Origin of the sequence: Nitrospirillum amazonense (assembly GCF_007828045.1) — a bacterium.
GTDB classification, from domain to species: domain Bacteria; phylum Pseudomonadota; class Alphaproteobacteria; order Azospirillales; family Azospirillaceae; genus Nitrospirillum; species Nitrospirillum amazonense_C.
Window position 1 is genome coordinate 70,877 of sequence record NZ_VITN01000025.1, and the last position, 20,000, is coordinate 90,876.

The 20,000-nt window shown below is 68.6% G+C and carries 20 protein-coding genes and 1 other RNA gene; 8 read left to right on the forward strand and 13 right to left on the reverse strand.

Annotated features, from left to right (window positions below; genetic code table 11):
• Nucleotides 1–20: 20 nt before the first annotated feature.
• From FBZ89_RS26220 to FBZ89_RS26245, 6 genes are all read right to left on the reverse strand, one after another.
• Entirely contained in the window at nt 21–770 is a 750-nt protein-coding gene (locus tag FBZ89_RS26220) for a YebC/PmpR family DNA-binding transcriptional regulator (RefSeq protein ID WP_145753566.1), read from the reverse strand.
• Nucleotides 771–1,030: 260 nt separating this feature from the next.
• Nucleotides 1,031–1,861 carry a TIGR00282 family metallophosphoesterase gene (locus FBZ89_RS26225; RefSeq protein WP_145753568.1) on the reverse strand — a complete coding sequence of 277 codons (831 nt, stop codon included), beginning with the start codon at nt 1,859–1,861 and terminating at the stop codon, nt 1,031–1,033.
• Nucleotides 1,862–1,884: 23 nt separating this feature from the next.
• Entirely contained in the window at nt 1,885–2,592 is a 708-nt protein-coding gene (locus tag FBZ89_RS26230) for a 5-formyltetrahydrofolate cyclo-ligase (protein ID WP_246172594.1), read from the reverse strand.
• A gap of 71 nt (nt 2,593–2,663) precedes the next feature.
• Nucleotides 2,664–2,823, reverse strand: a non-coding RNA gene (gene ssrS, locus FBZ89_RS26235) — 6S RNA.
• Between the two features lie 14 nt (nt 2,824–2,837).
• A complete protein-coding gene (locus FBZ89_RS26240; RefSeq protein WP_004273341.1) occupies nt 2,838–3,188 on the reverse strand; it encodes a cell division protein ZapA in 351 nt (116 codons plus the stop codon).
• Nucleotides 3,189–3,195: 7 nt separating this feature from the next.
• Nucleotides 3,196–3,453, reverse strand: coding sequence for a DUF4164 family protein (locus tag FBZ89_RS26245; RefSeq protein WP_145753570.1), 258 nt, complete (start codon nt 3,451–3,453; stop codon nt 3,196–3,198).
• A 487-nt stretch (nt 3,454–3,940) separates the two neighbouring features.
• Here FBZ89_RS26245 and tkt point away from each other — a divergent pair, with 487 nt between their 5' ends.
• The 3 genes from tkt to FBZ89_RS26260 all read left to right on the forward strand — a co-directional run bounded on the left by tkt (nt 3,941) and on the right by FBZ89_RS26260 (nt 7,813).
• A complete protein-coding gene (gene tkt / locus FBZ89_RS26250) occupies nt 3,941–5,956 on the forward strand; it encodes a transketolase (RefSeq protein ID WP_145753572.1) in 2,016 nt (671 codons plus the stop codon).
• A gap of 364 nt (nt 5,957–6,320) precedes the next feature.
• A complete protein-coding gene (gene gap / locus FBZ89_RS26255) occupies nt 6,321–7,328 on the forward strand; it encodes a type I glyceraldehyde-3-phosphate dehydrogenase (RefSeq protein WP_088871801.1) in 1,008 nt (335 codons plus the stop codon).
• Nucleotides 7,329–7,405: 77 nt separating this feature from the next.
• The gene (locus tag FBZ89_RS26260) at nt 7,406–7,813 is read left to right on the forward strand and encodes a hypothetical protein (protein WP_145753574.1); all 408 of its coding nucleotides are present in this window, start codon (nt 7,406–7,408) and stop codon (nt 7,811–7,813) included.
• 1,328 nt (nt 7,814–9,141) lie between these two features.
• Here the strand turns inward: FBZ89_RS26260 and FBZ89_RS26270 are convergent.
• A complete protein-coding gene (locus FBZ89_RS26270) occupies nt 9,142–9,408 on the reverse strand; it encodes a hypothetical protein (RefSeq protein ID WP_145753576.1) in 267 nt (88 codons plus the stop codon).
• A gap of 244 nt (nt 9,409–9,652) precedes the next feature.
• Here FBZ89_RS26270 and FBZ89_RS26275 point away from each other — a divergent pair, with 244 nt between their 5' ends.
• The 3 genes from FBZ89_RS26275 (at nt 9,653) to thiE (ending at nt 12,864) form a co-directional block, all read left to right on the forward strand.
• On the forward strand, nt 9,653–11,125 hold the full coding sequence (locus tag FBZ89_RS26275; RefSeq protein ID WP_186457591.1) for a GGDEF domain-containing protein: 1,473 nt from the start codon (nt 9,653–9,655) through the stop codon (nt 11,123–11,125).
• A 175-nt stretch (nt 11,126–11,300) separates the two neighbouring features.
• The gene (locus FBZ89_RS26280; RefSeq protein ID WP_004271867.1) at nt 11,301–12,230 is read left to right on the forward strand and encodes a class I fructose-bisphosphate aldolase; all 930 of its coding nucleotides are present in this window, start codon (nt 11,301–11,303) and stop codon (nt 12,228–12,230) included.
• A gap of 4 nt (nt 12,231–12,234) precedes the next feature.
• On the forward strand, nt 12,235–12,864 hold the full coding sequence (gene thiE, locus FBZ89_RS26285; protein WP_145753579.1) for a thiamine phosphate synthase: 630 nt from the start codon (nt 12,235–12,237) through the stop codon (nt 12,862–12,864).
• A 30-nt stretch (nt 12,865–12,894) separates the two neighbouring features.
• Here the strand turns inward: thiE and FBZ89_RS26290 are convergent, their stop codons facing one another.
• From FBZ89_RS26290 to epmA, 3 genes are all read right to left on the reverse strand, one after another.
• Complete coding sequence (locus FBZ89_RS26290) at nt 12,895–13,284, reverse strand: type II toxin-antitoxin system VapC family toxin (RefSeq protein WP_145753581.1); 390 nt, start codon at nt 13,282–13,284, stop codon at nt 12,895–12,897.
• Nucleotides 13,281–13,589, reverse strand: a complete 309-nt coding sequence (locus FBZ89_RS26295) for a hypothetical protein (RefSeq protein WP_145753583.1) — start codon at nt 13,587–13,589, stop codon at nt 13,281–13,283. The genes FBZ89_RS26290 and FBZ89_RS26295 overlap by 4 nt, the downstream gene beginning before the upstream one ends.
• Before the next feature lie 75 nt (nt 13,590–13,664).
• Entirely contained in the window at nt 13,665–14,720 is a 1,056-nt protein-coding gene (epmA, locus tag FBZ89_RS26300; protein ID WP_145753585.1) for an EF-P lysine aminoacylase EpmA, read from the reverse strand.
• 116 nt (nt 14,721–14,836) lie between these two features.
• Here epmA and FBZ89_RS26305 point away from each other — a divergent pair, with 116 nt between their 5' ends.
• Nucleotides 14,837–15,823, forward strand: a complete 987-nt coding sequence (locus FBZ89_RS26305) for a lipid II:glycine glycyltransferase FemX (RefSeq protein ID WP_246172596.1) — start codon at nt 14,837–14,839, stop codon at nt 15,821–15,823.
• A gap of 142 nt (nt 15,824–15,965) precedes the next feature.
• Here FBZ89_RS26305 and FBZ89_RS26310 read toward each other — a convergent pair whose 3' ends face one another.
• The 3 genes from FBZ89_RS26310 to FBZ89_RS26320 all read right to left on the reverse strand — a co-directional run bounded on the left by FBZ89_RS26310 (nt 15,966) and on the right by FBZ89_RS26320 (nt 19,123).
• Entirely contained in the window at nt 15,966–17,015 is a 1,050-nt protein-coding gene (locus tag FBZ89_RS26310) for a peptidoglycan -binding protein (RefSeq protein WP_145753588.1), read from the reverse strand.
• A 3-nt stretch (nt 17,016–17,018) separates the two neighbouring features.
• On the reverse strand, nt 17,019–18,191 hold the full coding sequence (locus FBZ89_RS26315; protein WP_145753590.1) for a flagellar motor protein MotA: 1,173 nt from the start codon (nt 18,189–18,191) through the stop codon (nt 17,019–17,021).
• A 68-nt stretch (nt 18,192–18,259) separates the two neighbouring features.
• Nucleotides 18,260–19,123: an OmpA family protein gene (locus tag FBZ89_RS26320; protein ID WP_145753592.1), complete on the reverse strand. Its 864-nt coding sequence runs from the start codon at nt 19,121–19,123 to the stop codon at nt 18,260–18,262.
• 275 nt (nt 19,124–19,398) lie between these two features.
• On the opposite strand from FBZ89_RS26320, the gene FBZ89_RS26325 reads away from it, so the two are divergent.
• Nucleotides 19,399–19,908 (forward strand): glutathione peroxidase, encoded by a 510-nt coding sequence (locus tag FBZ89_RS26325; protein WP_145753594.1) that lies wholly within the window; start codon nt 19,399–19,401, stop codon nt 19,906–19,908.
• Nucleotides 19,909–20,000 lie beyond the last annotated feature (92 nt).

The window sequence follows — 20,000 nt, forward strand, 5'->3', positions numbered from 1 at the left end:
CGTCCCCCTTCCCGTCCGGCTTAGCCCAGCTTCTCCAGAAGCTCCGGCGACAGCTCGAAATTGCCGATGACGTTCTGCACATCATCGCTGTCGTCCAGCACGTCCAGCAGCTTCAGCAGGCTCTGCGCCGCGTCTTCCGACGGTGCCACCGTGTTCAGCGGCTGCCAGGTCAGCTTGGCGCCTTCCGGCGCGCCGAACTTGGCTTCCAGCGCGTCGCGCACCTCACCCAGGCTGTCGATGCCGGTGATGATGGAATGGCTCTCCTCATCGCTGCTGACATCGTCGGCGCCGGCCTCGATGGCGGCTTCCAGCACGGTGTCGGCATCCGCCACGGCGGCCGGATAGGTGATCAGGCCGATGCGGTTGAACATGAAGCTGACCGAGTTGGTCTCGCCCAGCGTGCCCCCGTGCTTGGAAAAGGCCGAGCGCACTTCCGAGGCGGTGCGGTTGCGGTTGTCGGTCAGCGCCTCGACGATCAGGGCAACGCCGCCGGGGCCGTAGCCCTCATACCGCACCTCATCATAGTTGGTGTCGTCGCCGGCGCCGGGCGTGCCCTGCTTGATGGCGCGGTCGATGCGGTCGCGCGGCATGTTCTGCACGCGGGCGGCCTGGATGGCGGCGCGCAGGCGCGGATTGTGCCCCGGGTCGGGCAGGCCCGCCTTGGCGGCCACGGTGATTTCACGCGCAAGCTTGTTGAACAGCTTGGACCGCTTGACGTCCTGGGCGCCCTTGCGGTGCATGATGTTCTTGAACTGTGAATGTCCAGCCATGGGACCCTGAACTCTATATGGGGTTGAGCGGGGGTATATCCGGGCAGCTTGTACCACATGTTGTGGCATCAGGCACGCCCAGGGACAGGCCTGGGGGCGAAGCTTGCCACAGGCTTGTCACAGGACCGTGCTTTCCGTCCGAGTTACGGCCGCTTTATGGCGGAATTCCGGCGACGCCGCCAAGGAGGTTTCTGCAATGCTCACCGGAGTGGGGGGCTAACCGGAACGGCGGCGGGCGGCAGGGCGAAAGTGCGGCCGACTCAGGCCAGCTTAGGCATGGCCTGCGACAGGCGGCCGCCCACGCGCACTGCCTCGGCCCGCAGGGCCAGGCCGGTGCGGTCGTCCGTTTTCACGAACACGCCGCAGACGCTGACGGTGGCGTCGTTCTCCGCCGGGGTCAGGCGGTCGGTCGGCAGCTTGCGCGTCAGGCGCAGCACCGCCGCCTCCTTCTTCATGCCGATGACGCTGTCATAGTCGCCGCACATGCCGGCGTCGGTCTGATAGGCGGTGCGGCCGTTCAGGATCTGGGTGTCGGCCGTGGGCGTGTGGGTGTGGGTACCCACCACCAGGGTAACCCGGCCGTCGCAGAAATGGCCCATGGCCATCTTCTCCGACGAGGCCTCGCCATGCACGTCGATGACGATGGCGTCCGCCGCGTTGGGGCCCAGGCGATAGGTGCGCAGCACCTTCTCCACCGCGGCGAAGGGGTCGTCCAGGGCGTCCATGAACAGGCGGGCCATGACGTTGACCACCAGCACCTTGCGCCGGCCGTCACGGGTGGGCAGCAGCGAGGCGCCGCGACCCGGCGTGCCCTCCGGGTAATTCAAGGGGCGCAGCACGTTGGGCAGGCGGTCGATCTGCCCCACCAGTTCCTTCTGGTCCCAGACGTGGTTGCCGGTGGTCAGGCAGTCGACGCCGGCGGCGAAGAACTCCTGCGCGATCTTCTCGGTGATGCCGAAGCCGCCGGCCGCGTTCTCGCCGTTCACGATGACGAAGTCCAGCGCCAGCGCCTTGCGCAGGTCCGGCAGGTGCCGCAACACGCCGTCACGGCCGCTGCGGCCCACCACGTCACCCAGGAACAACAGACGCATGACTTCCTCAACCCCGAAAGCGGTCAGCGCTTGCGCCGCTGCCCGGCCCGAACGGCGTAGCGCTCGGTGACGATCCAATCCAAGCCCTGGTCATGCGCGTCGCAGGGCACCTTGTCCAGTTCCTGGTCGGCGAAGGCGATGCCCACCGCCTGGATGGCATGCTCGCGCCGCAGCAGCGCCAGGGTACGGTCGTAGAAGCCGGCGCCATAGCCCAGGCGCCGCCCCCGGCGGTCAAAGGCCAGCAGGGGCACCAGCACCACGTCGGGCACCACGGCGCCACCGCCGGGTGCCGCCTCTTCCATCGGCGCCGGCACGCCCATCACGTCGGGCGACAGCAGGGTGCCGGGCAGCCAGCGGCGGAACAGCAGGGGCTGGCCCTTGGCCTGGCACACGGGCAGCGCCGCCTTCACCCCGGCCGCGACCACCCGGTGCATGAGCGGGCGGGGATCGATCTCATCCCCCACGGGCCAGTAGAAGGCGATGGTAAGGCCCACGGGGGCCAAGCCGTCGGTGATCCGGGGCAGCGCGCCCAGGAAATTGTCGGCCAGCGCCTTGGATGCCGCGGCGCGGTCCAGCTCCAGCTCCGCGCGCACCCGGCGGGCCGAGACCCGCACCGCCTTCTTGGCGGCGCGCGCCGCCTCCTCCGTCAGCAGGGCCGCCGGGCCCGTGGCCGATGTAGCGGCACCAGGGTCCAGGGAAACGTCGTGGGTACGGGAGGATGCGGCGGTCACGGGCGGATAAGGTCCCTCGAAGGACAGGCCCCGGCATCATTCATGCGGGGCGGGAGGGGGAAAGGGGTCTGGAAGGAGCCGCGACGGCCGATGGACAAGCGTATCCTCCACGGCCTGCCAAGGCAGGTGGGAGCCATATGTCCGACACCACGGCGTCGGCAGGGACAGCCCCCTAGAGGATTGGGTATCGGCCCTGGGGATAAAGCATCCTGTCGAACCGCGCAGCCCCGTTCCAGAAAGCTAATTTAGGAGCGATCAAGCCGCGCCGCAATGTCTTCGATGCGTTTGGCCAGGCTATCGACCGCCGCGATGACGCTATCGTCCTCTGCGCGGGGCGCAGGGGTCGCCTCCGGCGCCGGGGCCGGGACGGGACGCCTCGGGCCCCCCAGCTCGGCCCGCAGGTCGAAAATCTCATCCGCCAGCATGAGGGCGGTCAGCACCAGCAGCTGCGTCTCGCTGCCGCCGGAGGCGTCATGCGCCACCTCGCGCAGGCGGGCATCGACATAGGAGCCAAGCTCGCGCAGGCGCTGTTCCTGGCCATCGTCGCAGGCCAGGCCATAGGGGCGTCCATTCAGGATGATGTCCACGCGGGCCATCTTCTAATCAGTCCTCCAGCACCGCACGCAACTGGCCGATGGTCCGGTCCAGCCGCTCCGACAAGGCCGCGGTCGCGGCCTTGGCACCCTGCTCCCGCCCTTCCGCCGCCGCCAGCGCCCGTTCCAGCTGGGCGATGCGGGCCTTGGCCGTCTCATCCACGTCGCCGGCAACAGCCGCGGGCCGCGCCAGCCGTCGTTCCAGCGCCCCGTCCAGCACAAGGACGGCGGCATCCAGACGTTCCAGCGCGGTCTTCAGTCGTTCCATGGGACGAGACGGGTCCGATAGCCAATGGAAGGGAGGTCGGGTGCAAATAAGATGGATAAGCTCTGGCGTCGAATAAAGAAAGAAAGCCGTCGGGACCAGCGAAAAAACCGCGCGGACAGGCGATTAGGCGCCGGCGCGCGGGCGACCGGACCACGAATGGGGAAGCCCGGCGGGAAAGGCCCGCCGGATACAGGCGTTAACGCCGGCCGCGCTTGCAGTTTTCGGAGGGCACCGGACCTTGACGCGGCAGGCGGTGGCGGTCATGGTGCCGCCCGCCCCTCGCGCCTGGACTGTGCGCGCACGACGCCCTTAAAGAAGGCGGTGCGGCGGCGCAACTCATCGGGAGCGTCGGGCCCTGGATCGTCTCCCGGGAATGCCTTCCCGTGGCGGCTTTCCCGGCCGAATCCGCCGGAACGGAGCCCCAGCGGCTGCCCCCTTTCCGGCCTTCTGAGCACAGCGCATCCGCTTGATGAAAGGCCCTCTGCCCATGTCGTCCCAGCCCGCAACCGGAGATGTCGTCGGGGGCGTTCCCCATAAGGATCTCGCCACCGCCATCCGCGTCCTGGCCATGGACGCCGTGGAAGCGGCCAAATCGGGCCATCCCGGCATGCCCATGGGCATGGCCGATGTCGCCACCGTGCTGTTCACCCAGTTCCTGAAGTTCGATCCCAAGCGCCCCGACTGGGCCGACCGCGACCGCTTCGTGCTGTCGGCCGGCCATGGCTCCATGCTGATCTACGCGCTGCTCTACCTCACGGGGTATGAGGACATCGACCTGGAGCAGATCAAGAAGTTCCGCCAGCTGGGCGCCCGCACCGCCGGCCACCCGGAATACGGCATGGCCCGCGGCATCGAGATGACCACGGGCCCGCTGGGCCAGGGCATCGCCACCGCCGTGGGCATGGCCCTGGCGGAGCGTCACCTGAACGCCCGCTTCGGCAACGCCCTGGTCGACCACCACACCTATGTCATCGCCGGTGACGGCTGCCTGCAGGAAGGTGTGAGCCATGAGGCCGCCTCGCTGGCCGGCCACCTGGGCCTGGACCGCCTGATCGTCCTGTGGGACGACAACAGCATCTCCATCGACGGCCCCACCAACCTGTCCCTGTCCGAGGACGTGAAGGCCCGCTTCGTCGCCTATGGCTGGGACGTGCAGGCCGTGGACGGCCATGACCCGGCGGCCGTGGCCGCGGCCATCGCCCAGGCCAAGACCACCAGCACCCCGTCGCTGATCGCCTGCCGCACCACCATCGGCCTGGGCGCCCCGACCAAGGCCGGCAAGAACTCCAGCCACGGCTCGCCCCTGGGTGCGGCCGAGATCGCCGGCGCCCGCGCCGCCTACGGCTGGGAGCATGGCCCCTTCGAGATCCCGGCCCCCATCCTGGACGCCTGGCGCCAGTACGGCGCCCGGGGCGCCGCCGCCGCCGGCGCCTGGGACCAGCGCCTGGCCGCCGCCGACAACAGCCTGGGCACCGCCTTCAAGGCCGCCCAGTCGGGTGACGCGCCGGCCGAGTTGGACGCCGTGATCACCGCCTTCAAGCGCGCCACGACGGAGGCCCGCCCCAGCGTGGCCACCCGCCAGGCCTCAGGCAACGTGCTGGATGCCATCTTCGACGTGGTGCCGGAACTGATGAGCGGTTCCGCCGACCTGACCGGGTCCAACAACACCCGCACCAAGGGCGTCGTCAGCCTGCAGCGCGACAAGTACGAGGGCCGCTACATCCACTACGGCGTGCGTGAACACGCCATGGCCGCCGCCATGAACGGCATGGCCCTGCACGGCGGTGTGATCCCGCTGAGCGGCACCTTCCTGTGCTTCGCCGACTACAGCCGCCCGGCCATCCGCCTGGGCGCGCTGATGAAGCAGCGGGTGGTGCATGTCATGACCCATGACAGCATCGGCCTGGGCGAGGACGGCCCCACCCATCAGCCGGTGGAGCATATGGCCGCCTTGCGCGCCATCCCCAACCTGCTGGTCTTCCGCCCCGCCGACCAAGTGGAGACGGCGGAGTGCTGGCAGTTGGCGCTGCGGTCCAAGACCCGTCCGTCGGTCCTGGCGCTGACCCGCCAGAACCTGGCCACCCTGCGGGTCGAGCACACGGACGAGAACCTGGCCGCCAAGGGCGCCTATATCCTGCGCGAGGCTGACAGCGGCCCCGCGAAGGTGGTCCTGCTGGCCACCGGCTCGGAAGTGGAGATCGCCGTGCAGGCCCGCGACGTGCTGCAGGCCGAGGGTGTCCCCACCCGCGTCGTCTCCATGCCGAGCTGGGAGCTGTTCGTCGAGCAGGGTGAGGGCTACCAGGCCCAGGTGCTGGGCGGTGACGACGTGGTCCGCGTCGGCGTCGAGGCCATGGTGCGCATGGGCTGGGACCGCTGGATCGGCCCCAAGGGCGGCTTCGTCGGCATGCCCGGCTTCGGCGAGTCGGGCCCGTACAAGGAGCTGTACGCCCACTTCGGCATCACCGTCGACGGCGTGGTCGCGGCCGCCAAGGCCCGCCTCTGAGTGATACCGGCGGCATGAGGTATGACTCATGCCGCTTAGGCCGCGACTGCGGCCGCCGGAGCGAGCACCGCAGGGCGGAGCGAGGAAGCCAAGCCAGCGGATGCTGGCGCCCGGCACCTGAGGGCGGCATTTGAGCGGTCACGATCAAATGCCGTTAGTATGAGTACCCAAGGTGGGGGCGCCCGGCCATCCCGGCCCGGGTCCCCGCTTTGACACGAGCGTCCGGATGAGACGTCCCACTATGGTAGGCCTGCCATGCAAGCCCCATAGCGCCTAAAACGATGGCGTGGCGTTTACCATCTTCAAGGTTTCAGCATAGCCAGCCCGATCCCTCGGGCGGTTCAACGATGTCGGAGGAAGACACATGGCTGTTCGTGTTGCCATCAACGGGTTCGGGCGCATTGGCCGTCTGGTGCTGCGCGCCATTTACGAGAGCGGCCGCAAGGACGTCGAGGTGGTCGCCATCAACGACCTGGCCGACGCCAAGACCAACGCCCACCTGCTGAAGTACGACAGCGTGCACGGCCGCTTCCCCGGCACGGTCGAGGTGGTCGATGGCAACCTGGTGGTCAACGGCCACACGATCAAGGTCGTGCAGGAACGCGACCCGACCAAGCTGCCCTGGGGCGACCTGGACATCGACGTGGCCATGGAATGCTCGGGCATCTTCACCTCGCGCGAAGGCGCCTCCAAGCACCTGACCGCCGGCGCCAAGAAGGTGCTGATCTCCGCCCCCGGCACGGATGAGGACATCACCGTCGTCTACGGCGTGAACCACGACAAGCTGACGGCGGAACACAAGATCGTCTCCAACGCCAGCTGCACCACCAACTGCCTGGCCCCGGTGGCCTATGTGCTGAACAATGCCATCGGCATCGAGCACGGCTTCATGACCACCATCCACAGCTACACCGGCGACCAGAACACGGTCGATACGATGCACAAGGACCTGCATCGCGCCCGCGCCGCCGCCCTGAACATCATCCCGACCTCCACCGGCGCCGCCAAGGCCGTCGGCAAGGTGCTGCCGGAGTTGAAGGGCAAGCTGGACGGCACCTCGCTGCGCGTCCCCACCCCCAACGTCTCGGTCGTGGACTTCAAGTTCGTGGCCAAGAAGGCCACCTCGGTCGAGGAAGTCTCGGCCGCCATCAAGGCCGCCGCCGAGGGCCCGCTGAAGGGCATCCTGGGCGTCTATGCCGAGCCGCTGGTGTCCACCGACTTCAACCACGACCCGCACTCGTCCATCTTCGCGCTGAACGAGACCAAGGTCATCGACGGCACCTTCGTGCGTATCATGACCTGGTACGATAACGAGTGGGGCTTCTCCAACCGCATGAGCGACACGGCCGTCGCCCTGCACAAGGTTGGCTGATCCCGACTGGGGTCGCGTAGGATGAAGGGCGCTGCGGCCATGCCGCGGCGCCCTTTTTCTTTCAGGATTGAACCGCCGTGAGCCGCCCCATCCGTATCCTGTGCCTGGATGACGCCCGCGCCGCCCTGGCGGCGGCCGATGGCGCGCCCGTGCGCCTGGTCAGCGCGCCGGACGCCGGTGGGACGCTGGGCGCCGGCGGCTGGCGCGCCCTGCTGGACGCCATCGCGGCGGAGTTCCCGGAGGCCCCCCTGACAGTCGTGCTGGATTGCGGCGACGCCGCCGGCCATGCCCTGGCCGCCCTGGCGCTGGGCATCCCCGACGTCGCCTTTTCCGGCGACGCGACCGCCGCCGCGCGCCTGGCCGACATCGCCCGGGCCCGGGGCGCCCACCTGCACCCGGCGGACGGGGCCGAAGCCCTGGACCTGCGGCTGCGGGGCCGGCGCGACCCGGTGGCGGCCTGCCGAGCGTGGTTGACGCAGCCCTAACATTCACCCCCCAGAACCAAACGACTATTATTGTCATTCGACAATATTGAACGAATTCACTTCCCGTTAAGTGCCGTCCATTTAAAATTAGCGGTAGCGACTCCAGTCTCCATATCGGGGTGCGCCTAGTCATCAACCTGGCGATTCATCGTCAACCGACCTATCCGGAAGGCTTGGCCGCGTGTACATCTAGCGGCGTGGCGGATGATGCCGGGATTTAGGGACCTGTTGTGCGGCAATTACGACAAATCCTGACCATTCTCGCGGCGGCGCCCTTGATCCTTGTCACCGCCGCCGGCGCGGCGCCTGCGGGGTGGGAGCGGCTGCACGCCACCCTCTTCAGCAGCGTCGGCCGTGAGGCCGGCCTGCCCCACCCCATCGCCATGGCCCTGGCGCAGGACAGCGACGGCTTCATCTGGGTGGGCACCCAGGGCGGCCTGTCCCGCTATGACGGCTATCGCTTCCGCACCTTCCAGCACCAGGACGGCGTTGCCGGCAGCCTGCCGGGCAACGTCATCACCGCCCTGGTTCCCGCCGCCGGCGGCCGGCTGTGGGTATCCACCGCCACCGGCACCATCGCGCGCTACGATCCCGCCACCGGGCAGTTCCAGGAATTCCCGGAGCCGGCGGGCCTGCCCGCGCGCGGCGGCGTGCTGAGCATGGTCGGTGATGGCGGCGACGGCGTGTGGGCGGGCACCAACTCGGGGCTGGAACATGTGGATGCCGCTGGCACGGTGACGCGGGAGGCGCACCGCGACGGGGACGCCACCTCCGCCCCCGGCGACCGCGTTCGCGCCCTGCTGCGCACCAATGACGGCAGCCTGTGGGTCAGCACCGTCACCGGCCTGATGCGCCGGGGCCCCGGCGCCGCCGCCTTCACCCCCATCCCCCTGATGGACGCCCATGACCAGGCGGTGACGGACGAGGTCGTCGCCCTGACCCAGGACAGCGCCGGACGGGTGTGGTTCGCCACCGTGCGCTCCGGCCTGGGCCGGGTCCTGCCCGTCTCCGCCTCTGCCTGGGGGCCCGCCCGCCTGGTGCCGGAGGCCAGCCCCCAGGCCCTGGGCGGTCCGCTGGTGTTCTGCCTGACCGAGGGGCGGCCGGGCGAAATCTGGGTGGGTCGGGTGGCCGGCGGCATCACCATCATCGACGCCGCCACCGGTGCGCTGCGCACCCTGCGTCATAATCCCCTGACCCCCACCAGCCTGGGGGACGACAGCGTCCACGCGTTGATGCGCGACCGCACGGGCTTGCTGTGGGCGGCCACCAACGTGGGTGTCAGCCGCACCGACCTGCGCGCCGACGCCGTCGACACCCTGCTGCCCGACTCAAGCGCGGGCGGCCTGCCCGACGCGAACGTCCTGGGCATCACCACCACCCCGGACGGCCGGGCCTGGATGGGCTTCAAGGATCACGGCGCCGCCCTGCTGGATCCGGCCGCCGGCGTGGTCACGCCGCTGCCCCACGTGGCCGACCTGCCGCCGGGTGGCGTGGTCAGCATCACCGGTGCGCCGGATGGCGGGGTCTGGCTGGGGGCCGGCACGGGGCGCGCCCTGTTCCGCCATGATCCCCCCACCGGCCAGCTGGTGCAGCATGCCTTCCCCGGCCAGGTGGTCAGCCCGATGATCTATGGCCTGCCGGAGGGCGACGTCCTGTGGTTCGCGGCCGGCCCCCTGGTGCGCTACACCCCCGCGACGGGCGAGGCGACGGTGTTCCGGCATAGCCCCGACGACCCGGCCTCGCTGGTCGATGACAGCGTCAACGTCATCCTGCCGGATGGCGCCGGCGGCCTGTGGGTGGGCACGCGGCGCGGCCTGGACCGCATGGATGGGGCCACCCGTGCCTTCAGCCATTATCTGCACGATCCGGCCGACCCCCACTCCCTACCCGGGGGACCTGATCACCACCCTGATGACGGATCGCCATGGCCGGCTATGGCTGGGGACCCTGGGTGGGGGCATCGGCGTGCTGGAGCAACCGGCGGGCCCGGACCATCCCCGGGGCGTCTTCCGGCGCCTGACCATGGCCGACGGCCTGCCCAACGACAACATCGGAACCCTTCTGATGGACGGCGGCGGCCGGGTGTGGGCCAGCACGGCCGACGGCCTGGCCGTCATCGATCCCGACACCTGGGCCACCCGGTCATTGGGGCGGGCCGATGGCGTCGCCATCCCGGCCTATTGGATTCATTCCGGCGCCGCCCTGCCGGACGGCAGCCTGATCTTCGGCGGCGGCGGCGGCGCGACCGTGGTGCATCCCGATCGTTTCAAGCCGAGAACCGAGCGGCCCCCGGTGGTGGTCACCGCCGTGCGCGTCGCCGGCCGGGCGGTGCCCACCGGCACCATGGCGGCGCCGGCGCCCATCCGCCTGGCCCCGGGCGACCGCAGCGTGGAGATCTCCTTCGCGGCCCTGGACTACACGGCGCCGGAGGACGTGCGCTACGCCTACACGCTGAGCGGCTTCGACGAGAATTGGACGGAAGCCGATGCCACTCAGCGCATGGCCGCCTATACCAACCTGCCGCCGGGCCGCTACACCCTGCTGATCAAGGCGGGCGACCGGGCGGGCGACTGGTCCACCCCGGTCAAGGTGTCCATCAAGGTGCAACCCGCCTGGTGGCAGACACTGTGGGCCAAACTGGCCGCCGTCGCGCTGGCGCTGGCTGGTGTCGTGGCCCTGGTGCAGGTCCGCACCGCCTACCTGCGCCGCCGCCGCGCCGTGTTGGAGGAGCAGGTCGCCCGCCAGACCCGGGATCTGCTGGCCGCGAACGAGCGGCTGAAGGACTTGGCCAACCGCGACCCGCTGACGGAAATCCACAACCGCCGCCATTTCATGGAACTGGCGGAGGCGGCGCTGACCCTGGCCCGGCCGATGGGCACGCCCGCCGCCCTGTTGATGATGGATATCGACCACTTCAAGCAGGTGAACGACACGCTGGGCCACAGCGCGGGGGACGAGGTGCTGCTGGCCGTGGTGGCCCGCATCCGCGCCCTGCTGCGCAAGACCGACGTCTTCGCCCGCTTGGGCGGGGAGGAGTTGGCCCTGTTCATGCCGGACGCGGACGAGACGACAGCCCTGGCGGTGGCGGAGCGGTTGCGCCAGGCCGTGGGTGATACGCCCTATGAAATCGAGGGGGCGGGCGTCATCGCCGTGACGGTCAGCATCGGCGTGGCGGCAGGCGTCCCCACCCTGCCGCTGAAAGAGCTGCTGGACCGGGCGGACCATGGCCTGTACGCCGCCAAGCGGGCCGGCCGCAACCGGGTGGCGGCCGGCCACGCGAAAAACAAGGGGGCGGGTGGCAACCCGCAATAACGCGGCGCGCGGCCCCAGGAAGATCACTAGTCGCCCGCCGCTTTTGGCGGAAATCTGCCATGATCTCGCCCCGACCCTGGGGCAGATTGCCAAGCACCCGATGCTGGGATATCAACCCGGCATCACGCGTACAATAAACACAAACACTCAAAACAGACTCGGGGATACCGTAACCATGAAGCTGACCCGCCGCGTTAAGGAAATCCTTTCCTGGTACGAGAGCGACAATCCCGGCACCAAGGCCAACCTGGCCCGCATCCTGATGGAAGGCCGCCTGGGCGGCACCGGCAAGATGGTCATCCTGCCCGTCGACCAGGGCTTTGAGCACGGCCCCGCGCGCAGCTTCGCGCCCAACCCGCCGGCTTACGACCCGCACTATCATTTCCAGCTGGCCATCGATGCCGGCCTGAACGCCTACGCCGCCCCCCTGGGCATGCTGGAGCAGGGCGCCGCCACCTTCGCCGGCGCCATCCCCACCATCCTGAAGATGAACAGCTCCAACAGCCTGTCGCGCGGCGGCGACGCGCCGGACCAGGCGGTGACCGCCACCGTGGCCGACGCCCTGCGCCTGGGCTGCTCCGCCATCGGCTTCACCATCTACCCCGGCTCCGATGCCATGTTCGATCAGTTCGAGGAGTTCCGCGAACTGTCCGCCGAGGCCAAGGCCTGCGGCCTGGCCACCGTGCTGTGGTCCTACCCGCGTGGCGGCGACCTGGACAAGGACGCCGAGTTGGCAATCGACATCAGCACCTATGCCGCCCACATGGCGGCGTTGCTGGGCGCCCACATCATCAAGGTGAAGCTGGCCACCGACCATCTGGGCAACAAGGAGTCCAAGAAGGTCTACGAGGCCAAGGGCATCGCCCGGTCCACCCAGGCCGAGCGCGTCGCCGACGTCATGCGCTCCGCCTTCAACGGCAAGCGCCTGGTGGTCTTCTCCGGCGGTGCCGCCAAGGGTGAGGACGCGGTGTTCGACGACGCCCGCGCCATCCGTGACGGCGGCGGCAACGGTTCCATCATCGGCCGCAACAGCTTCCAGCGCAGCCGCGAGGACGCGCTGGCCCTGCTGGACCGGATCGTTCGCATCTACCAGGGCAAGGAATAAGTTTTTGAAGGCTGACTGCCGTCTGTACCTGGTGACGCCGCCGGCCCTGGAGCCGGCGGCGTTCGCCGTTGAACTGGCCGCAGCCCTGGACGCAGGCGATGTCGCCTGCGTCCAACTGCGCCTGAAGGATGTGGACGACGATACCGTGCGTCGCGCCATCGACGTGCTGCGCCCGGTGGCGCAAAGCCGCGAGGTGGCCTTCATCCTGAACGACCATCCCCGCCTGGCCCGCGAGACGGGCTGCGACGGCGTGCACGTCGGCCAGACCGACACGCCCTATCGCGAGGCGCGCAAGATCATGGGTGCCGATGCCATCGTCGGTGTCACCTGCCATGACAGCCGACACCTGGCGATGGTGGCGGGCGAGGACGGGGCGGACTACGTCGCCTTCGGCGCCTTCTTCCCCACCGGCACCAAGGAGACGGAGCATCGGGCCACGCCCGACCTGCTGACCTGGTGGCAGGAGATGATGGAAATCCCCTGCGTCGCCATCGGCGGCATCACGCCGGAAAATTGTGGCGACATAGTGCGCGCCGGCGCCGACTTCCTGGCCGTGGTCTCGTCCGTCTGGCATCACCCGGAAGGGCCAGGCGCGGCGGTAAAGGCCTTCAACAAGGCCATTGCGGACGCGTGAGAGCTGGGGGCGTGATGAATACTCGGCGCCTCATAGCGCCGGGATCACGTCCGTCTTGGAAAAGTCGTCGCCGACGAAGAGGAGAGGCAAATTGCGCTCCCACGCCAAGGCATAGGCGTAACAGTCGCCCATGTTCAGCCCCGCCGGGTGCACGCCTTTCCCCCAGCGATCATAGGCATCGGCAACACGGCGCGCTTCGTTCGCGCTGATCGGAACCACAGTCATCGCCTGGCGGCTGGCCAAAAGTTCCAAAAGATCCCCAAGCCCTTTACGCCGCGCAACGATCAACGCTTCCGCCAGGGTTCCAGCGCTGATGAACATTTGATCCGCCCGCTCCAGGCACGCTTCGCATTCATCAGCCCGAGGACCATCCCCGACGATTTCGATCAACGCTGAACTATCCACCACGATGGATATCATCCGGGCAGGCCATCCTTATCATAGAGAAAATCCTGACTCCGGGCGGCGTCAAATGCCTCTCCGGTTGAACGGCGCCGGGCCTCCTTCAATATCTCGCGCAAGAAAGCGTTGCGCCGCTCCTTTTCCACCTGCCACTCCGCTTCCGACAATTGAGCGGCGGTATCAGCTTCTACCCGCGCGACATAGTCGGTAATCGCATCCGCAGCTAGAGCCGACTGCCCTCGCCGTGTCACGGTCGCAAGACGGCTCAAGCTCGCCGTGACATCGGAAGGAAGCTCGACCACCAGTGTCGCATTACGCGCCATATCTGCCTCCTGTCGCCATCGTTGCCCATGGAGCAACTCCACTATACGGCACAGCGGCCCCCAAGTCGAATCACCTCACGGCAGGGCCACCGGCGCCCACAGCACGTCGTCGATGGCGGCGGCGTTGGTGGCCAGCATGACCAGGCGGTCGAAGCCCAGCGCGATACCGGCGCAGTCGGGCAGGCCGAATTCCAGGGCCGCCAGGAAATCGGCGTCGATGGGATAACGCTCGCCATACAGCGCCTGTTTCAAATCCATATCGGATTCGAAACGAGCCTTTTGCACGGCTGCGTCCGTCAACTCGCCGAAGGCGTTGGCCAGCTCCACGCCGCAGGCGTACAGCTCAAACCGCTCCGCCACGCGGCCATCCTCAGGCTTGGGCCGCGACAGGGCGGCCATGGAGACGGGGTAGTCCGTCAGGAAGGTCGGGCGCCCCATGCCCAGGTGCGGCTCGATCCGATCCAGGCTGATGCGGAAGAACAGGTCCTCCCAGCTGTCGCCGGCATGGGCATGGATGCCCACGGCCGCGGCCGCCTGGGCCAGCAGGGTCACGTCGGGCCGGGCGGGATCGGGCGCCGTCGCCAGCAGGTCGATGCCGACATGGCGCTGAAACGCCTCCTGCACCGTCAGCACCTCCCACTCCGCCAGCGGATCGCAGGTGAGCTCGCCCCGGCGCAGGATGTCGACGCCGGCGGCGGCGCACAGCGCCCGGGTCAGGCCGATGCAGTCGTTCATCAGGTCGCGATACCCGACACCCGCCCGGTACCACTCCAGCATGGTGAATTCCGGGCTGTGGGTGGGGGAGCGCTCGCCATTCCTGTAGACATGCGCCAGCTGGAAGATGCGCGGCAGGCCCGCCACCAGCAGCTTCTTCATGGTGAATTCGGGGCTGGTGTGCAGGCGCAGGGTCAGCCGGTCGTCCGGGTGGCTGCCCACCAGTTCGGTGGCGAAGGCCATCAGGTGCGGCTCCAGCCCCGGGGACACCTGCAGGGCCGGCGTCTCCACCTCATCAAAGCCGCCATCCTCGAACCAGCGGCGCAGGGCCCGGGTCATGGCGCCGCGCGCCTTCAGGTTAGCGGTGCGCCGGGCCATACGGTCGGGGTGCCACCAGGGCTGGGTCGGGGTCTTCATGGCTGGTGGTCCCTCCACGACAAGCGATATGCTGGGCGGCATACCGTTCCAACCTGCCGCTGTCGAGTCCCGTGGCCAAATCCACCCCCGTCAAAAAATCCAGGACCCCGCCCCCGGTGAAGCCCACGCCCCAGCCGGAACCGAAGGCGACGGGCACGGCACCCAACGTCACCCTGCGCTGGGACGGCGCCCGCATCAGCGAATGGAACGCCCTGTTGCGGCGGGTGCCGCGCAGCAGCCTGACGCAATGCTTCGGCTACGCTACCGCCATGATGACGGTGGAGGGATGGAAGCCGCGCCTGGGCATCTTCGAGCGGGACGGCCAGCCCATCGGCCTGGTGCTGGTGCTGGAGAAGCGCCTGGCCCGGGCTGTGCGCGTCGCCAAGATCCACCGGGGTCCCCTGCTGGTGCCGGAGGCACAGGATTGGGGCATCGTGGGCGTAGCCTACCGCCTGTTGCGCCAGGCCTATCCCACCGGCCTGCTGCACTGGCCCAGCGTCATCGCCGAGCTGCCGGCCGGCCCCTTGGCCACGACGGCCCTGAAATGGGCCGGCTGGCGCCACCAGCCCGGCCCCGGCTACCGCACCGTCTGGCTGGACCTGACGCCGGATGAAGCGACCTTGCGCGCGCGGCTGGACCCCAAGTGGCGCAACAAGCTGCGCCAGGGCGAGAAGATGGGCCTGGTGGTGGAGGTGGACCGCGACGGCGCCACCCTGCCCTGGCTGCTGGAAAAGCATGAGGCGGACCGCAAGGAGCGCAAGTACCGCGCCGCCGGGACCAAGCTGCTGACCCGCCTGCGCACCACCATGCACAAGGACGGCGACGTGCTGGTCCTGCGCGCCCTGTTGGACGGCGAGCCGGTGGCCGGCGTGCTGATCTTCGGCCACGGCGCGGCCGCGACCTACCAGGTGGGATGGAGCGGCCCTGAGGGCCGCCGCAGCCGCGCCCACCACCTGCTGCTGTGGCGGGCCTGCCTGGAATTGAAGACCCAAGGCCGCGTCGCCTTCGACCTGGGCGGCCTGACACCGGATGTGGAGGGCATCAACACCTTCAAGCGCGGCCTGGGCGGGGAAGAGGTGGAACTGGCCGGCGTGTGGAACTAGCTGTTCGCTGCCCCTCAATCGCCGGGCGCGGCCATCCGGCCGCTGGGCTTCCTCTTTTGCGGTCCGCTGACGCTCCCCACAAAACTCCGGCGACCGCGGTCGCGGTCTACAGCGGCGTGAGATCCCCACGCCGCTGCCCCTCTCACCGCTGGTCCAGCTTCAGCTCGATGCGGCGGTTGCGGGCGCGGACGTCTGGGGTGTCGCCCGGTTCCAGCGGTTGGAACTCGCCGAAGCCGGTGGAGGCCAGGCGCTCTGGCGCCACACCCTGCTGGATCAGGAACTTCACCACCGCCGTGGCGCGGGCCGACGACAGTTCCCAGTTGCTGGCGAAGGCGGGGGTGTGGATGGGCACGGCATCGGTATGGCCGTCCACGCGCAGGATCCAGTTCAGGTCCTTGGGGAACTTCTTCGAGATGTCCAGCAAGGTCTTGGCCAGGCTGGCCAGCTGCTTGCGGCCGCGGTCGCCCAGCTCAGCACTGCCGCTGTCGAACAGCACCTCGGACTGGAAGACGAAGCGGTCGCCGACGATGCGGATGTCAGGCCGGTCGCCCAGCACCTCGCGCAGCTTGCCGAAGAATTCAGAGCGGTAGCGGGCCAGTTCCGCCACCTTGCCGGCCAGGGCGGCGTTCAGGCGCTTGCCGAGGTCAACGATCTGGACCTGTTGTTCCTTGTCCTTCTGCTCAGACGCCGCCAGCGCCGCGTTCAGCTGGGCAAGCTGCTGGCGAAGCGCCGCCAATTGCTGGTTCAGCAGATCGACTTGCGCCTTGGCCTGGGCGCTGACGTTCTTCTCATTGTCCAGTTCCGCCTGCTTGGCGCCGGCGGCATCGGTCAGGGCCTGCACTTGCGCCGCCAGGTCGTCCTTGGCCTTGCCGGCCGCGTCCAGGTCCGCCTGCAACTGGGTGTTCTTGGCCAGCGAGGCCTGCAACTGCTCCGTCAGGGTCGCCATGTCGGCGGCCAGCTTGGCCTTATCCGCCTGTTCCATGGCCAGCTGGTCGGCCAGCAGCGCGATACGGCTGTTCAGCTGAGCCAGCGCCTCATCCTTGCCGTGCAGCAGGGACGTGAGCGCGAACTGCGACAGCACGAACACCATCAGCAGGAAGACGATGACCATGACCAGGGAGGACAGCGCGTCCACCCAGCCGGGCCAGATGTCGAGATGGCGGCGCGAGGCCCGCCGGCCGATGCCCGCCATGGCTTAGCGCTCCGCCCCTTCGCCCAGCGCCGCGATGGTGCGGGTCAGGATCTTGATCTCGGTGCGGATTTCCTGGGTGGACTGGACGCGGCCGGTGGCCACCTCCTCCACCAGGCGGGCGAGGTAGAGGTCCAGGTTGCGCAGGTGGGCGCGGCTGGCATCGTCCAGGCCGCCCCCGCCCAAGGACCCCGCCTGTCCCAGCTGGTCGGCCAGGCGTTGCAGCACGGGCCGCATCTCCATCTGGCCTTCCGCCAGGCGCACCATCAGCTGCTGCTCCGCCTTCATCTGGTCCGACAGGGTGGCCAGCCGTTCAGCCAGCGCCACCAGGTGGTTGCTGGCGTTGCGGCGGTTATCCTCCCCCTGCGCCATCGTGTACTGCAGCTTCTCGATGTTCTCGGCGGTGGTCTCCAGCAGGGCCTGGATATAAGCCGGCACGGGCTGGTCGCCCACCTCCACCAGGCCGCCGCCACCGATGCGGGTGGAGCCGGCCAGCCAATCCTCCAGATCCATGTAGAAGCGGTTCTGCGCCTGGCCGGCCTGCAGCTCCAGGAAGCCAAGCACCAGTGACCCGGCCAGGCCGAACAGGCTGGCGCTGAAGGCCGTACCCATGCCGGCCAGAGGGGCCGCCAAGCCCTGCTGCAATTCGGAGAAGATGGCGACCGCGTCGCCGTTGCCCATCTTGAGGCCGGAGATGACGCCGCCGATGGTGGAGACGGTCTGCAACAGGCCCCAGAAGGTGCCCAACAGGCCCAGGAAGATCATGAGCCCGATCAGGTAGCGGCTGATCTCCCGGCTTTCGTCCAGGCGGGCGCTGACGCCATCCAGCAGGGATCGGGTGGCGATGGCCGACAAGGTTAGGCGGCTGCCGTTCATGCCCGCAGTGCCGCCCCGGCCGCGATCACCCAGCATATGGGCCATGGGGGCCAGCAACCGCGGCTGAGTGGAGGTGGCGCCGCCGCTACGGAAGGTCTCAAGCCATTCCACCTCCGGCCGCAGCATGAGGGCCTGGCGGAAAATGTAAAGGATGCCGATGGCCAGCGCGCCCAGGATCAGGCCGTTCAAGGCCGGGTTGGCCATGAAGAACCGTTCCACCTGTGGGTAGAGCACCCCCATCACCGCGGCTATGGCCGCCAGGAACACACACATGCGGAAGAGATAGGGGGTGGGGCGCGACACGTTTTTTCCTTTATCGCTATCGCGGCTTACCCGGGCGGCTGCCACCGTCCCGGACCGCTTGGGACTGCTCAATGGATGAAGGTCAGCTCCACCCGGTCGAAGGCCTCCGCCGGCAGGTCCGAGCCTTTAGCGGCCCCGCGCACGGCGTTCTTGTCGTCCTCATTGCCGTTGACGGACCCCATGGCGTAGATCACCAGGCGTTCCTTGGCCACGCCCAAGGCCATCAGGCGGTCCCGCACGGCCATGGCGCGGAACAGGGACAGGCGCCGGGCGGCGGCCTCCCTGTCCAGCGCCGGCAGAGGCGCGAAACCGCGGATCTCCAGCCGGCGGTTGGGGTCCTGTCCCAGGCGTCCGGCGATGGCCACCAGGGCCGCCTCCTGATTCTTGTCCAGGGTGGAGGAACCGGCGGTGAAGGGTACCGTCTGGTGGTCGGCCTGGGTGGCGGGCGTGCCCTTCTCCACATGGGTGGTACCACGCGGGCGGATGTCCGTCGTGACGGGCGGGGCTGCGCCCTCCGGCTCCGCCGCATGGCCGGGGACGGGGGTGGCTTCCGGCTTGGTCAGGGGCTTGGGCATGTCCGGCACGGGCACCACCTTGGGTGTGGGCGCCGCCGGCGCCCGGCCGACGGTGGGCACACCTAACTCGCCAGAGGCGGGCGGCGTGGTCGCCTTGCCCGACTGGCTTTCCGTGGACTGGCCGGGCACGGCCGGCGCCGGTGGCGGCTTGGCCGCCTTCTGCTTGGTGGCCTTGGGCTTGGCGACCGGCTTCGGGGCGGCCTGCTGCGTCCCGGCCTGGGGCTCCCCGGACGGGGCGGCGTCGGTCTGCGGCCCGATGGCTTGCGGCGCGGTCGTTTGGGCGTGGACCGGCATCGCCAGCACTGCAAAGGCTACGGCAACCACGGCGGGTATGGAATACATCTTGGAACGACGCATGCGGGTGACGACTTTCAGCGGGCTGACTAGACCTTGGAAATGTGGCCGATCCATGTTCAGCGCAACCTTTTTATCACCCCTTGGTCCCGCCTGCGCTGTTTCGCAACCCTGCCCATACCCGTTCTTTGCCCCCCAACGGCACTTGCCCAAACGGCGCTTGCCCAAACGGCGCTTGACGGACACACTCAGTTTAGAATAATTCTAAATTGTCGATTAACGCTGACGCCTGTCCTGAACGCCAGCCCACGCCAGACCACCGGCCAGGAGCCCACCCCATGCTGCCCCAGTCGCAGACCGCCGCCGCCACTTCCGCCCACGCCTTCTCCTTCCAGCGTCTGGGGGGCAAGGGCGCCGTTCCGCTGGCCGCCTATGCCGGCCAGCCGGTGCTGGTGGTCAATACCGCCAGCAACTGCCGCTTCACCAACCAGTATGAGGATCTGCAGGCCTTGCATGCCAAGTACGGCCCCCGGGGCCTGGTGGTGCTGGGCGTGCCGTCCAATGATTTCGGCAAGCAGGAGCCGGGCTCGGCTTCGGAAATCGGCGCCTTCTGCCAGCGCAACTACGGGGTGGAGTTCACCATGGCCGATAAGGAGGTGGTGGTCGGCGCCGAGGCCCACCCCTTCTTCAACTGGCTGGTCGACGTGGCCGGCGAGGACGCCGCCCCCCGCTGGAACTTCCACAAGTACCTGCTGGGCAAGGACGGCCGCCTGGTGCGCTATTGGTCCTCGGTCTTCCGCCCGTCCAACGAGGCCATCATCCGGGCCTTGGAGGCGCAGCTGGCTTAAGGGACTGTTGATAAATAAATGAATCAATGATTTTTTGCGGTTTGGGGATTCTCCGGCTGACACGGAGCTTATAGAATCGCCGGATGATTGAT